This window comes from Mesorhizobium sp. M0698, from assembly GCF_040320455.1.
In the GTDB taxonomy this organism is placed as follows: domain Bacteria; phylum Pseudomonadota; class Alphaproteobacteria; order Rhizobiales; family Rhizobiaceae; genus Mesorhizobium.
This window is the reverse complement of record NZ_JAMYPQ010000001.1, coordinates 63,252-76,068: the sequence shown is the minus strand read 5'-3', so window position 1 is coordinate 76,068 and position 12,817 is coordinate 63,252. Positions and strand designations below refer to the sequence as shown.

14 protein-coding genes are annotated in these 12,817 nt (G+C 62.6%); 1 reads left to right on the top strand and 13 read right to left on the bottom strand.

Annotated features, from left to right (window positions below):
- Positions 1-119: 119 nt before the first annotated feature.
- The 4 genes from NKI16_RS00455 to NKI16_RS00440 form a co-directional block, all read right to left on the bottom strand.
- Complete coding sequence (locus NKI16_RS00455) at positions 120-365, bottom strand: hypothetical protein (protein WP_031211513.1); 246 nt, start codon at positions 363-365, stop codon at positions 120-122.
- A 214-nt stretch (positions 366-579) separates the two neighbouring features.
- On the bottom strand, positions 580-1,569 hold the full coding sequence (locus NKI16_RS00450; protein WP_023675736.1) for a hypothetical protein: 990 nt from the start codon (positions 1,567-1,569) through the stop codon (positions 580-582).
- A 23-nt stretch (positions 1,570-1,592) separates the two neighbouring features.
- Positions 1,593-2,501 (bottom strand): hypothetical protein, encoded by a 909-nt coding sequence (locus tag NKI16_RS00445; protein ID WP_023675735.1) that lies wholly within the window; start codon positions 2,499-2,501, stop codon positions 1,593-1,595.
- Between the two features lie 217 nt (positions 2,502-2,718).
- Positions 2,719-3,291, bottom strand: coding sequence for a hypothetical protein (locus NKI16_RS00440; protein ID WP_023675734.1), 573 nt, complete (start codon positions 3,289-3,291; stop codon positions 2,719-2,721).
- Between the two features lie 251 nt (positions 3,292-3,542).
- Between NKI16_RS00440 and NKI16_RS00435 the strand changes: the two genes are divergently transcribed.
- Positions 3,543-3,860 carry a YMGG-like glycine zipper-containing protein gene (locus NKI16_RS00435; RefSeq protein WP_023675733.1) on the top strand — a complete coding sequence of 106 codons (318 nt, stop codon included), beginning with the start codon at positions 3,543-3,545 and terminating at the stop codon, positions 3,858-3,860.
- Positions 3,861-4,083: 223 nt separating this feature from the next.
- Here the strand turns inward: NKI16_RS00435 and NKI16_RS00430 are convergent, their stop codons facing one another.
- The 9 genes from NKI16_RS00430 to NKI16_RS00390 all read right to left on the bottom strand — a co-directional run bounded on the left by NKI16_RS00430 (position 4,084) and on the right by NKI16_RS00390 (position 12,785).
- Complete coding sequence (locus tag NKI16_RS00430) at positions 4,084-4,398, bottom strand: hypothetical protein (protein ID WP_031211512.1); 315 nt, start codon at positions 4,396-4,398, stop codon at positions 4,084-4,086.
- Between the two features lie 8 nt (positions 4,399-4,406).
- A complete protein-coding gene (locus tag NKI16_RS00425; RefSeq protein WP_023675731.1) occupies positions 4,407-4,679 on the bottom strand; it encodes a hypothetical protein in 273 nt (90 codons plus the stop codon).
- Positions 4,680-4,681: 2 nt separating this feature from the next.
- Positions 4,682-7,018: an HNH endonuclease gene (locus tag NKI16_RS00420; RefSeq protein ID WP_023675730.1), complete on the bottom strand. Its 2,337-nt coding sequence runs from the start codon at positions 7,016-7,018 to the stop codon at positions 4,682-4,684.
- A 293-nt stretch (positions 7,019-7,311) separates the two neighbouring features.
- Positions 7,312-7,632: a Bbp19 family protein gene (locus tag NKI16_RS00415; protein ID WP_023675729.1), complete on the bottom strand. Its 321-nt coding sequence runs from the start codon at positions 7,630-7,632 to the stop codon at positions 7,312-7,314.
- A complete protein-coding gene (locus NKI16_RS00410) occupies positions 7,629-9,371 on the bottom strand; it encodes a portal protein (protein ID WP_023675728.1) in 1,743 nt (580 codons plus the stop codon). Before NKI16_RS00410 ends, NKI16_RS00415 begins: the two co-directional genes overlap by 4 nt.
- 182 nt (positions 9,372-9,553) lie before the next feature.
- Positions 9,554-10,717 carry an acyltransferase family protein gene (locus tag NKI16_RS00405; RefSeq protein ID WP_023675727.1) on the bottom strand — a complete coding sequence of 388 codons (1,164 nt, stop codon included), beginning with the start codon at positions 10,715-10,717 and terminating at the stop codon, positions 9,554-9,556.
- 488 nt (positions 10,718-11,205) lie between these two features.
- Positions 11,206-11,799 (bottom strand): hypothetical protein, encoded by a 594-nt coding sequence (locus NKI16_RS00400; RefSeq protein WP_023675725.1) that lies wholly within the window; start codon positions 11,797-11,799, stop codon positions 11,206-11,208.
- Positions 11,800-12,259: 460 nt separating this feature from the next.
- Positions 12,260-12,463: a hypothetical protein gene (locus NKI16_RS00395; RefSeq protein WP_023675723.1), complete on the bottom strand. Its 204-nt coding sequence runs from the start codon at positions 12,461-12,463 to the stop codon at positions 12,260-12,262.
- A gap of 70 nt (positions 12,464-12,533) precedes the next feature.
- Positions 12,534-12,785, bottom strand: coding sequence for a hypothetical protein (locus NKI16_RS00390; protein ID WP_031211505.1), 252 nt, complete (start codon positions 12,783-12,785; stop codon positions 12,534-12,536).
- Positions 12,786-12,817 lie beyond the last annotated feature (32 nt).

Here is a 12,817-nt window from a genome sequence, read left to right as displayed (position 1 = left end):
CACGGGTGGCAGGCGCTGCGTGATCCGCCTCTTTTCCGTTCGAAGTAAGGAAGCAATGCTTCGGCTATTGCGGTTCACGACACCGCCGCGCAACGCGGCGATGTCTTGCATGAATTGTGTCAGCCGACGTGTGCGCCGGTCGAGATCCCTGTTTCAGCTGACTTGGCAAAGACGCTTGCTTTCACCCTTCCGGCACCTCCCGCCAAAGCCAAGCCCCTGTCCAGGGCGTCCTGAAGACTTGGCGTGTAGTAGGCGGTGTCTTCCAGGCCGCTGAAGAAGTTTATGCGATGAACTTCCCCCTTCTTGCTCATGACAATGCCCGCTTTTCGGAGCACTTCCTGAACTGTTTTGTACTTCATGTTCATGGTGACCTCCCTTACCAAGACAAGGCAGCATCGCCCTTTCTTGTAACTGTTTGGTGCCGTCGATTGGCCAAAGGGCAACACGAATAATGTGGTGAACGCCAAAATTCACATCACTCTGGCGCAGCGCAGCGGGTGAACTTGGGGTTCGCCACATCGGCCGACCTACCGTCCAGAAGGGGCGGGAGTTCTTCACTCCTGCCCCCTTCCAGCCCGATCAGGCCTCCGTCGTCTTCAGCGCGATGAACGTCATGTGCTTGACGCTCGACGCCGTGCGGTCCCAGTTTGCCGCCAGTGCCAGCTCGGCATCGGTGGCGAATTCTCCGGCCGAGGACGCGTCGAGGAAGCGGGTGCCCGGCACATGCGGCACGAAATGCCGGCGGCCGACCATTTCGGTGACGCCACCGCCATGGCCCTGCCGCGGCTTGCGGTCGAACTCGAGCGGCCCGCCTTCGGTGTTGACCGGCAGCTCGTTCCACAGGATCGCCTTGTCCTTGAACATGAACGCCGTGTAGACGCCGCCGGCAACCGGAATGTCGTCGTCGACGACGGCCCTGAGCCCCATGTAATAGGGGATCAGCGGTCCGCCCTGCTCGGACGACGGCACATAGTCGATGAGGTCGGCGAGCTTCAGCGCCTTCATCTGCTTGGAATGCATCCAGATCGTCTTGAATTTGTCGGCGCGGTCGCCCATCAGATAGGCGGCCTCGATGATGTCGGTGTCTACGATGGAGGCGCCGGTGACGCGCACCAGGTCACCGGCGTCATTGGCGATGTTGTCGGCCAGCACGCCTTTCAGTATGCCCAGCAGCGTCAGCTTGTTGGCGCGCTGCCAGTAGTCGGTCTGGCGGCGCACGATAAGCTTCTGCGGATCGTCGCCGGCAAGGATCGAGGTCAGATCCGGGATGCCCCAGGCCTGCGCACGCACATTGCGGGCCGCGACTTCGCGGCGCGCGCCGATCTTCTTCATCTCGATCGAGTCGGCCGGGTCGTCGTTGACCGGCTCGGACGGATCATTGCCGAGGTCCTTCCAGCCGGGCATGTCGACGGAACGTCCGCCCAGGCTGAGCTTCGAGGCGATCGACGGGTCGGAAAACAGGATCCCGGCCTGGTAAATCTCCAGCGACTGGACGTGCTCCTCGAACGAGTATTGCGCATAGACGGAGGGAACGATCGCGTCCGCGATACGGGTATAGGCATCTGCCATTTTTGTCTTCCTTCAGGTTTGGGTTAAAGAGGATTGTTGGGCATCCACAGGTCGGGATTTTCGCCGGCCTCGCGTGCCAGCCGCCGGGCACGGGCCGGGTCGCCTTTGACGAGCGCCGAGATGCCAGTCAGGTTGCGCTCGCCGGCGGCATTGCGCTTGAAGGGATTGCCTCCGCTCAAGGCAGCATTGCCGTCGATCGTGTCTTCGCGGAACATCGCCTCGCCGATGGCGTGGAACGCCTTGGCGATCTGCGGGTCGGTCAAGGCACCGTCCGGCAGAAGGATGCCCTTCGCCTTGTAGGCATTGACCAGTCCGAGCTTCTTCATCGCCCGGTTGGCGACCTCGAGCTTCTGGCGAAAGCCATCGCTGCCGGTCGGCCCCCAATCCCTGACGAGATCGTCGTGCGTCGTCTCGACCGAACGGGCAAGGGCGATCTGCTGTGCCTTGGCCTGCTCGGCCATGTAGCCGACGAAGCGGTCGTGATAGGCCTGTGCGACCTTCGGGGTAGCACCTGCCTCGACCGCCCAGGCCTTGGACGCATTGGCGAGTTCGTCCGAATAGGCGAAGTTTTCGGGGAGCCCGTCGGGGCGCCGGTACTCGACCTTCTCGGGTGAGGTCAGCGGACGCATCGCCTCGGGCAGCCGGGCATGGAACCTGTCCCAGTCTTCCGCGGCTGCATCGGCTGCCGGAACGCGCAGGCTCTCGCCCTGCTGCCGCTCCAGCTCCGCATAGGAGTTGAAAACCCGATCGAGGCTGTCAGGCTTGGTCCAGCCCTTGGTTTCAGCAAGCTTGCGGTTGCCTTCGGAGAGACCGTCAAACCAGCTTGTGGCCGCAGGCGGGGCGGACCCGTTGTCCCCGTTGGCCGGTGGCCGTGCAAGGTTGCCCGCCGGTGGCGCCGCCACCACGGACCCGGCGTCTGCCAGATCTGTCATGAGAAGATTCCTTTTGTTGAGAATTAAAGGCCGGTGATGAGAGCGCTGGCGGCGAAGCTTGGTATCTCCCCCCTCGAGGGGGAGATGGCCGGCAGGCCAGAGGGGGTAGCCGCGCGTGGAGCGCCGACCTCATCTGTCGCCGGGCGTCGCGCCCGGTCGAACCGACCCCCTCTGTCGCCTTCGGCAACATCTCCCCCTCAAGGGGGGAGATTAGCGCCTACGCATTATCGCCCCAGTTCTCCCAGAGCAGCGTGATGATGCCCGACACCGCCAGCGTGCCATCGGCGTCGATATCGGTGCCGGTGGCAAACGCCAGGTTGAGATAGAGGTCGACCGGCGTCACGGTGCCGTCGAGCGTCAAGGCTGCGGCAACATCGGCAATCGATGCGCTCGACGGCGCGGCACCCGCGCCATCCAGCGTACGGCCAGTGGCGCCCACCACATTGACCATGGTGCCTGCCAGTACAGCGCTCGATGCTGCCGCCGAGCCGAGCGACCAGGTCAGCGCGGCATTGTCGTTGATGGTCGAGGCGCGTGGCGTCAGCACGGCGAACTGCAGTCTTGCCGTGCCGCCTTTGATCCGCACCTTGCCATCGAGAAAGTCGAAGAGCTTCTGGCTGGCAAAGCCCTGCGCATCGGTGACCGGCACCGGCATGGCATTGAACGAAAAGACGGTGCGGTAGGCGCCGCCCTGTCCGGTCGTCCTGGCGGTAAGCCCCGCCTTGGGCGGGGCAAGGCCGGCTTCTCTGGCGGCGGCACGCGAAAGCGTCCGGGCAAGACCTCGGGTCATTTGGTATCTCCGTTTGAGGATTTGAGGAAGAGTTGGCCGCTGCGTAGAAAAAGCAGATCGGGCGACATGGGGCCGTCAAAGATTAGTCTCGTTTGGGCATCGTCTTGCCGAGCCGTCGTCTCAGGCCGTCAGACAAAAACAACCATGTCTTATTTCGTGAGGCACGGTGCCTATGTTCCGCCGCAAATGCGACCGTACTTGGCAAAATCAGCCTGCGAATTAGTTCATAGACTTCAAGGGAGTATCAGACGATGACCATGTCCAGAGCCATTGCCGCCATGTTCGTAACCGCCGCGCTGGCAGGCTGCGCGCAGACCGAAGCACAGCAGAGAACCAGCACCGGTGCGCTGCTCGGCGCCGGCGCCGGCGCGCTTGCCGGCCAGGCGATCGGCGGCAACACCAAGAGCACGGTCATCGGTGCCGGAGCCGGCGCCTTGCTGGGCGCCGTCGTCGGCAACGCCACCACGCCCCAGCCGCGCAGCGAACAGCTTTGCCGCTATCAGGACCGCAACAGCGGCCGCATCTACACCGCCCCCTGCGACGACCGGTACTACAACGGCGATTATTGAGTGTAGAATGCGGTTGGCGCGGTGGAGCCAGCTTCAGCGGCTAGTGCATGTCGCCCAAAAGTTTGCAGCGGTTCTGGGACAACGACATGGATGAACAAAGACCTAAAGGCGCGTCGATACGCGACGCCCTTTAAGGGACGATCTGTCAGGCCAAGCCGGGTGTACGGCAGGGCAGAATTAGGGGCATCATCACCTCAATTCGCAATTCCAATCAGAAGAACGTTCAACCCACGAAATTTTCGTCCACGAACATCTCCGCAAATTTCTGCGGTGTGAGAGTTACATCATTGTCGCGGGCGATTTTGAGGTTCCTTGCCCACATATCCCGGATTGCTGCCGGCATCCCCTCAGGCATGTGCATAGACTGGGCTATTGCGTCATGCCATTGTCCATCGCCGCCATAGATAGATTGCAGTTTGGGGCCCATCTTTTTCAAGCCATCCTCCGACTCCTGAGAAAGTTCTCCGATGGCCCAGAGCACATAAAGCTCCAGTAGCCTAAGCAGCGGCTGTCCATCATAACGTGGGTCAGTCGACATATTACCTCTCATGCATCATAGGTGGCGTAATAAATGAGTCTTTCACAGATCGCGGAAAGGCTGGGCCTTTCTTTCAGCGACGCAACCCAGGCCTCGATAACCTCGATCGCAATGTGGATTTCGAGAAAGTATGTCAGGCCCTCTTTGGCTGCCTCCGCTGGCACCAATGCCCCTTCCGGCCCAGTTGCAACCATTGCGTCTGAATCTTCGGTCCAAGGCTCCGACACATAAATCGTGTCCTCCTCGTCAAATTCCGGCAACCGTCCAACGATATCCAGCAACTTTATTGTTTTCCCCACAAAGAAAATCCTCCTCGGCGATCCGGGTGTAATGTCTCCTGGAAGGTACTCCCACCATCATGTTGGGATCTAGGGACAAGTTGCATCACACCGGGTTCTGCGGCGTGGTGCCAGCTAAAGTCAGGAGGCGCGGTCCGGGGAGCGAGCCCTGTCTGCGTTCGCTGAAGATTGACCCCCTGATTCCGCAAATCCTGAGCGAAAGCCGTTTCTCCTTCCATCGTTTGCAATAAGGATTCGTTGGCAGCTTGGTAATGTACCTCGCGCGAGAAGCCCGGATACAAGGTCGGGCTCAACCTCATTTCAAAGATCACACTATAGAACTGGCCTGTCGGCGCCCGAATTGCTCCGGTACCCGCATCTTCTGCGGCAAGTTCGGACACGCGCTTGTTGGCAACGAGGCCTTCGGCGCGCTTCGCGGCTCCCGAACCGACCGCTTCGATTGCGCGCGTTATCCCTTTCTCGGTAACAGCAGCTCGACCAACCCCGGGCCATGGTATCGACCAGCCCAATGCGTCAGATCCCTGATGCATCATCAGATTTTCATCGCGGTTCGACGGCTCGTAGTAAGCACCCGTGAAATCAGGCGGGCTGAGTGTTGCCTGGGTATTGCCGTCGGCGGCCAGAGTAACCAGTTTGGCCGCAAGTTCAGCTGCGCCGATCCCCGCATTGGCGGCCGCCTTGCCAAGACCTTTGGCCTGCGATGCCAACACTGCGCGCGTCGACATAGGCTTGTAGCCGGCCTCAACCGGCATAATCCAGGCCAGATCGGCATCCGCCAGTTGCCGGGCCACGCCTGCTCGAGCGGCAGGGCCGGACGTTCCGGCAAGCAGCGTGCTTACTTTCGCGTTTATGTCCTGCTGGTACATGCTCGCGCTGTCATAATTATCGGAGAGATCACGGATAATGGACAGCGGCACGGGCTGAGGGTCCTCAATACCCAATTGTTCCTGCGCGGCGACAGACATGGCTATCGCTTTGTCATAGGCGTCCTTGTCATAGCCGTTCGGGTCCTCGAGTCTGCCACCGGTCACCGCTTTCCATGCGGCAGCGATATTGGGAAACACTTCGCTGACGTAGCCCCCGCCATCGGTTCGTCTGTGATTCATGACCAGCCCTACCGCCGCGGCGGTCGTCTCACGGCGCGCCTGGTCTTCCTGCGAACCGTTCGGCCCGGAATCGGCATCGTGAAGGGCGGCATGGATCGCTTGGTTCGGCATGGTGCGCATGCCGAAAACCTGCCTACCGACATCGGCTCGCCAGTCGAAATCCCGGAAGCGTTTGTCGCCCTTGTCGAGCCCATAGGCGATCCTGAAGGCGTCCCGGCCAGGCATCTTGCCGGAATAAGCGCCAGTCCGTGCGATGGCGTCCGGCGCGTTCTGCTCGGCGAGACCGATGTTGGTGCGAAGCTCAACCTGCTGAGCAGTGTTGGCCGCCTGCGCCTGTCGGATCAGCGCTGCCTGTTCCTGTTGCGGAAGGTCGTCCCTGAACGCCTGCGCCACCCTTTCATCAGGCGTCCGCTTGCCGACGCGGTCACCCTTCGCTGCCGCCGCATTGGGCGCACCAAAGGCGCTGGAGCCACCCACGGCCGCGGCGGTGTCGTCCTTGGTTCGGCTTCCAGCCTGCGCAGCACCCAGCATCTCGGCAGCCTGCTTCGGATCCTGGGCGATCATCGCTTGAACCAGCGCCTTGGCCGTATTGCTGCGCCAGGCGACTTCCGCCGCTTGTCGGGCAAGCGGGTTGCGAAGTTTGGCGATCAGGTCAAAGCCGTTCTGCCGGATCGCGTCGAACTTCTCGGTGTCCTTCGGGTTGCTTTGCGCGATGGCACTGGTTGAGATGTTATCGACCTTGGTCCACTCGGCCTGCTCATATTCGTCGCGCCGCTGAAGCTGCCTCGCAGCCATCCGTAGTGAGCCGGCCTCGCGCATGGCCTCCTTCTGCCTGGCGAAAGCGGTGCGCTGACTCTCGGGTATTTTCGGCAAGGCGTCGTCGAACAGCGTGTCGAACAGGCCAGGCTTGGTGACGAGCCCGGTGCGCGGATCGACCTGGCCGTACATCGTGTCATGCAGGCCTCCGCCATCGGCCGGCGCATTCGCCACCACCTCGTCTTCCGCCTGCGCGATCTGGCCGTTGAACCGACGCCGCGCGAGTTCAGCGTCGAACGCTTCCTGCTGCTGCTTCTGCTGCTGGTAGCGCTCTGCGACGGCAGAGAGCTCGTCGCCAAAACCCTGCATCGCCCTGCCGATCGGCGACCCTTCGGGATAGGAGAGCACATTGCCGGTATCGAGCCGGCGCTGAGCAAGCTGGAGAGGTATAGTCGCCATTTAATATTCCTTGCCCAAGGAGCCCGCAGACTCGAACTGCCGAAGATCACCGCGCGGTCGGGCGCCGCACCGGCGATCCGGCCGGGTCCTGCCGCCTTCGTCGGGTCATGAATTTTGGAGAGGTCGCCAATGAGGAATTGGCCGGCATTAATGATGCTCAAAGCCGACGGGCGTGGGCTAAACGGGGCTTGGCCGCGGCAACCTATGGTGATCCTGCTGTGAACTGGCCGAGGTCGCCGGAATGATCGGCCGGAGCGGGCCGTGACCCCTGCAAGGCCGGCGCTCCTAAGCCCCTACGCCTCCAGCCTCGCCGCCTTCTCCAGCGCAGCCAACTGCGCCTCGTCCAGCGTCAAAAACCCCATAATGTGCTGCACCACCTCGGCGCGGGCATTGCTGAGCGCGCTGTGCAGCTCGAAGCCGTTCGGCGTCTTGGTCTTGGCCAGCCACTCGCCATAGGACGGGCGGCGGTAATAGCCGGTTGCGGCCGCCAGGTCGGCCAGCACCATCTCGCCGTCCTGGCCCGAGAACACCCTGAGATAGGCCTTGGCCAGGGCATCCCGCGCCTTGGCCGGGCCGCCGGCCTGGCTGGAATGGGCGAAGCGTTTGCCGCTCATGCGCCCTGCCCGCCCGAAGCATCTTGCGCAGCCTGCGGCATCAGTCCGCCGAGCCCGTCGAGCAGGCCGCTGTCGCGCGCCTGCACTGCCGCCGGCACGGCATCCCTGGCGACCTTGCCGGCGGCCGCAACCGCCGCCATGCCGGCCTGTTCAGCTTGAGCCTTGGCGCGGGCATCGCGAATGCCCGCCACCTCGTCCTGGCGGCGAAAGATGCGCTGCGGACTGCGGCCGGCGCCCTGCACGATCTTCAGCGCCGCGTCGCCGTCGATATTGTCCATCACGCCGGGATCGAACTGCGCCATCTGCATGGCGGTGGTGACAACCTGGATGGTGTCGCGCGCCTCGGCCGAACGGCGCAGCACGTCGAGCGGGCCGGTGAAGGTCGGCCGCAGCGCCTTGCCGGCAAGGCTCGCCGGCGGCAGGAAGCGGCTATCTTCCTCGTAAAGTCCCTTGTCCTCGAGAATGCCCAGCTCGCGGTCGAGATTGCTGGCAAAGCCGGCCTGGATGATCGAGCCGGACGGCCCGAGCAGCGCGCCCTTCTCCTCCTGCCGGATCAAGGCTTCGGTCGCCGTCATCTGCGGGTTCTGCACCAGCGTCTGGAACAGATTGACGAACATCATGTCGCGGATCTCCTCGGCCCGGCTGTCGGCATAATTGAAGGCATAGGTCGGGTTCTGGCCGGTGGCGATCGGCGCGATCAGCGGCCGGCCGGCATCGTCGATGAGGCCGGGATAGTTCTCGCCGGGATTGAGCACCGGCACATAGTCGAGCCTTGCCTTGGAGGCGGTCGCCGGATCGGTGATCTGCTGCAGCGCGCGCAGGCCGGAGCGCCGCACGGCGTTCTCCTCGCGCACCGTCGTCAGTGCCTCGATGGTCGGCGAGATGCCGTAGGGATCGCCCTCGTAGCGGCGCCAGTTGAAGCACGATACCGGGAACGAGCGAAAACCGCTTTCCCTGACGATCGCCTCCTCGTCCTCGATGACATGGTAGGAGGCGAAGGCCGTGTCGAGATACTGGTAGGAGCCGCTCAGACTGTACATCTTGCGCTCGTCGCGCGGCTGGATGCACTGGATCAGCGAGATTTTCGTCTCGCATTTGGCGGGGTCGTCGACCAGAATCTTGATCCGCGCCGGCAGTCTGTCGTAGCCGAGCAATTGCGCCGCCTGCCGCGCCGTGCGCTCGTAGCGGCGGTGAAAGATATCGACCTGGCCCCAGCGGTTGCGCGAGAGATAGCCCTCGACTACAGGGATCGAGGCATAGCGGATCAGCGTGTCGCCAAAACCTTCCTCGGCATAGAGATAGGCCGGGCCATAGCGCACGACATTGCGCAGGCAGGCCTGCGTTGCCGGCACGAAGTTCGAATTGGCGGAGTAGCGCAGCGAGAACAGGAAGTCGCGCAGCGCTTCCGCCCATTCCTTCTCCTCGTCGGTCTCATCGTCGTTGATGGCCGCGGTCGACAGCCCATGCCATTTCTCCGACTGCGGGATGATCAGGCTCTCCAGCCCCGCGGCCAGCCGGTTGGCGGCCGAGTTGATGGTGTTGGCGTAGACACGCGCACCGCGCCGCTCCTGCCGCTCAGCCTGCGAATCGACGCCGGCCTGGCGGCGGCCACTCCACATATCGGGCGCGTCGGGATCGCAGAATTCGGACACCGCCTCCCAGACATGCTCATACTGGCTGCGCTCGCTCTCCAGTTCAGCCTGTCGCGCCAGGATATCGCGGGCACGGGAATCGCTCATGGTCAGCCTCGCTTGATGAACTCAATGGGGAAAAGAAAGAAATGGCGGGACGCCGAGGCTGCCGATCTCCCCCCTCGAGGGGGAGATGTCCGGTAGGACAGAGGGGGTCGTCTCGCGTGGATCGGCGACCCCCTCTGTCGCCTTCGGCGACATCTCCCCTCAAGGGGGAGATTGGAAGCGCCTTATTCCGCCGGCGTCGTCTCCAGCGCCGGGCTCCGCCCAAAGCGCTGCACCACGAAACGGCCCATCTTCTGGCCGGGTACTTCGATCAGCATGTAGGTGATCCAGGACAGCAGGCACACCACTGGCAAGACGACGACAGTGACGATCGCGAAGCGCAGCGGCGCCGACAGCTCGTGGCCGAACTGGGTGATGACCAGAGCCGCAACCGGCTGGAGAACCAGCAGATGGATCAGATAGATGCTGAAGGAAAGCTCACCCATCAAATGAAAGAACCTGTTGGCGAGCGTCATGGCGATGTTTCTGGCCACGATACCCGCCATTCCCGGCAGCATGCGGTAGAGAACCAAGGCAAAGAACCCCAGGACGAGCGCTTCGCGCATCAACAGCTTGCTCAGCCCATAGCCGCCGCCGAACGGCAGCGCCGCCAGCAGCATGGCCAATGCCAGATGCACGAAGGGCCGCTTTTGCCTTTGATGGACGACGCCCGCCAGCAGCATCCCGCACAGGAAAATCTGCATCTTCAGCGGCAGGAACGACGGCATCGGAAAATGCACCGACAACTGTCCCATCAAGAACACCATCGCGCTGCCGGTCGCCGCGACCAGGATGGCCGCCCATATCCAGTCAAGCCTGCGAACCAGCAGCATGATGGCCGGGAACAGTGCGTAGAACTGCATCTCCAGCCCCAGGCTCCAGTCGGGCAGCGGCGTGCGATAGGCGAAATTCGGCACCAGGCCGAACAGGAACAGCAGATGGGCGCAGATATTCTTCAGCCCGCTGTCGAGATAACGCTCGGGCGCCTGCGGCGACCGCAGCAGGAACTCGTCGATGATCATTCTCGACCCGTAGAGATAAGGGCCAAGCGCCAGGGCAGCGAACAGCATGACGTAGAACAGCGGCGCTATCCTGAAATAGCGGCGGGTCCAGAATTTCAGCCAGGTTTCCGGCCTTTGCCAGGGCTCCTTGTCCTGGCGCAGCTGGTAGTGGAACACCATCAGGAAGCCGGACAGCATGATGAACAGATCGACGCCGAGGTCCGGTTCGCCAAGAATAGGAATCTGCCAGCCGGTCAACAACAAGCAGTGCCCGATGAGCACCCAGATCGCGGCAAGCGCCCGAAGCCCGTCCAGGCACTCGATGCGCGATGACCGGGCTTCTGTCATGCCGAACTCCTCGATTGCCATGTTGCAATGCAGCATGGCGGCTGAGGGAGGAATGTCAACCGTGCGGAAGGAACACGATTTGCGCTGTGCTGTTACGGAAAAGGCGGAAGCTGCCTTGACCTTCTCCACTTGTGGGAGAAGGTGGCCGAGCGAAGCTCGGTCGGATGAGGGGTGTTGGACCGATCGCTATTTTGCAGAGGTAAGCTCTTCAAATCGCTGAAGGTTTTTTCGCCTCATTCCTTCCAGCACCCCTCATCCGGCTCGGCGCTGCCGCACCGATCCACCTTCTCCCACAAGGGGAGAAGGAAGAGCCCTCATCCCGCCTCTCTTCTTCACCAACCGCGCGTGCCGGCGCCAGTACCACCACGCCAGCACCCGGTTGCGGAACACTCGTCTCATCGCGCCCATGTCAAACCCCCAGCAGCACGCGGCGCTGGCCGGTCAGATCGCCGGGCGACAAATCGGTCTTCACGGTTCCGGCGGTGCCGTCATTGGCCGCAAGCTGGGCCCGCAACGCTGCTTCGCGCGCCTGCACGTCCTTGTCGGCAATGGTCGGTGTCGGCGGCAACGGCTTCAGCGCCGGTGGCTTTTGAAAAAGGCACATGGTTTTCTCCAAAGTGAGAGGCTCTTGTCCAGTCGTAGAGCAGAAAATCCTCGCCGTTCCGGCCATAGCCCGGCAGGCGGCAGCGTTGCGTCGCGCCAAGCCGGGCAAGCCAGCGCAGCGCCAATTCATTGGCGGCCAGCGCTCGCGCCTCGACCCGCCACGCGCCGCGCGCGGCAACTTCAGGCCCGAGCACGGCATGAAAGAATTCCGTAATCCCAGGCACGCAGCGCCTCATGCGGCGCGTGCCCCAGCTCCAGGCGATCCATAAGCCGCCGCGCTGTTCGGCAGCGCCGAAGCCGGCCTCCGGATTGCCGTCGAGCTCGGCGACATAGGCAAACCCCTGCAGCGCCGTCAACGCCAGCAGCGCCGGCGACCAGTCATCGAACTGGCAATCGATCTCGGCCCGGTCTTCGGGCCGGAGGTTGGCGGCGATGTAGGAGAGATCGCGCAAAGTGGCAGGGATGATGCGGACGGTCATGTTGGGTCATTTTCCGGCACGCTGCGAAGCGGAGAGCCCTAGGGAAACGAGGCCGCCAAGCTAGATTGACTCTCTTTGCCGTCTGGATTTCCTTGGCCTGTGACTTGTGGATGTACCTATGGGACAAGCGCATGACTTGTCGTAACTGTGCGCCGATCAAGGAGACCCGTACGATCTTTAGCACCGGTCGTCTCGCGGCGGCGATCACGATGGCCAAAGAGGCCATACGCGACGGTATTCTGCAGGAAGTACCGGGTGGTCCTATGTCGAGTGTCATCCCGTTTTCGGATCTCAACCCGGATGGACCATGGGACGATCTGCTTCGTTACCGCTTTCGGTGCACGACCTGCGCACAGGTTTTCTTGCTCTCCGCAGAGACCTATCATGGCAGCGGCGGCGAATGGGCTAAGGAGCCCGGCTAAGCTTTTCGGCGCTTCGTCCTATGCGTCCGCCGCGAATCTCAGTCCTGGCGTATCTTCGCGGACATCCGGCTGTCGATCTCGGTCAGCTTGGCGAGAATGCCTTCCTGCGCCTGCACCATCGCCTGTTGAACGCGGATCAGCTTGAAGGTGAGCCAGATCGTTACCCAAAGGCTTGCTGCGAGATAAATCAGCATCGGCATCCAGGAGATGAATATCCCGAGCAGCGAGTTTTCCGATTCCATATTGCCCCCTAACATGATGTTGCCGCTACGTCGTCGTTTTGCCGCCGGGCGTGCATAAACGCAAGCATCGTCACCGAAACGCCCCCAGCGGATCGCTCTGCCCGGCCTTCCGCCGCGCGGCCTTGAACACCGCGGGGTCGACCTGCGCTTCCCTCAGCATCATCACGCCGTAGCGTGTCGCTGCCATCAAATCGTCGCGCAGCTTCACCACCTGGCCGTCCCTGCGATGATAGAGACGGAACTCCTCGAACCAGGGCAAGAGCGTCGAAACCACCTTGAAGCGGCCTGATTGCATGCGGCCGAGCATCGGCCCGACCGCCACCGAGCCGCCGGCGAACTGCGCGCGGGTGCCAA

Coding starts and splice junctions, on each gene's coding strand:
- NKI16_RS00455 (WP_031211513.1), bottom strand. CDS start 365: ATGAACATGAAGTACAAAACAGTTCAGGAAGTGCTCCGAAAAGCGGGC.
- NKI16_RS00450 (WP_023675736.1), bottom strand. CDS start 1,569: ATGGCAGATGCCTATACCCGTATCGCGGACGCGATCGTTCCCTCCGTC.
- NKI16_RS00445 (WP_023675735.1), bottom strand. CDS start 2,501: ATGACAGATCTGGCAGACGCCGGGTCCGTGGTGGCGGCGCCACCGGCG.
- NKI16_RS00440 (WP_023675734.1), bottom strand. CDS start 3,291: ATGACCCGAGGTCTTGCCCGGACGCTTTCGCGTGCCGCCGCCAGAGAA.
- NKI16_RS00435 (WP_023675733.1), top strand. CDS start 3,543: ATGACCATGTCCAGAGCCATTGCCGCCATGTTCGTAACCGCCGCGCTG.
- NKI16_RS00430 (WP_031211512.1), bottom strand. CDS start 4,398: ATGTCGACTGACCCACGTTATGATGGACAGCCGCTGCTTAGGCTACTG.
- NKI16_RS00420 (WP_023675730.1), bottom strand. CDS start 7,018: ATGGCGACTATACCTCTCCAGCTTGCTCAGCGCCGGCTCGATACCGGC.
- NKI16_RS00415 (WP_023675729.1), bottom strand. CDS start 7,632: ATGAGCGGCAAACGCTTCGCCCATTCCAGCCAGGCCGGCGGCCCGGCC.
- NKI16_RS00410 (WP_023675728.1), bottom strand. CDS start 9,371: ATGAGCGATTCCCGTGCCCGCGATATCCTGGCGCGACAGGCTGAACTG.
- NKI16_RS00405 (WP_023675727.1), bottom strand. CDS start 10,717: ATGACAGAAGCCCGGTCATCGCGCATCGAGTGCCTGGACGGGCTTCGG.
- NKI16_RS00400 (WP_023675725.1), bottom strand. CDS start 11,799: ATGACCGTCCGCATCATCCCTGCCACTTTGCGCGATCTCTCCTACATC.
- NKI16_RS00395 (WP_023675723.1), bottom strand. CDS start 12,463: ATGGAATCGGAAAACTCGCTGCTCGGGATATTCATCTCCTGGATGCCG.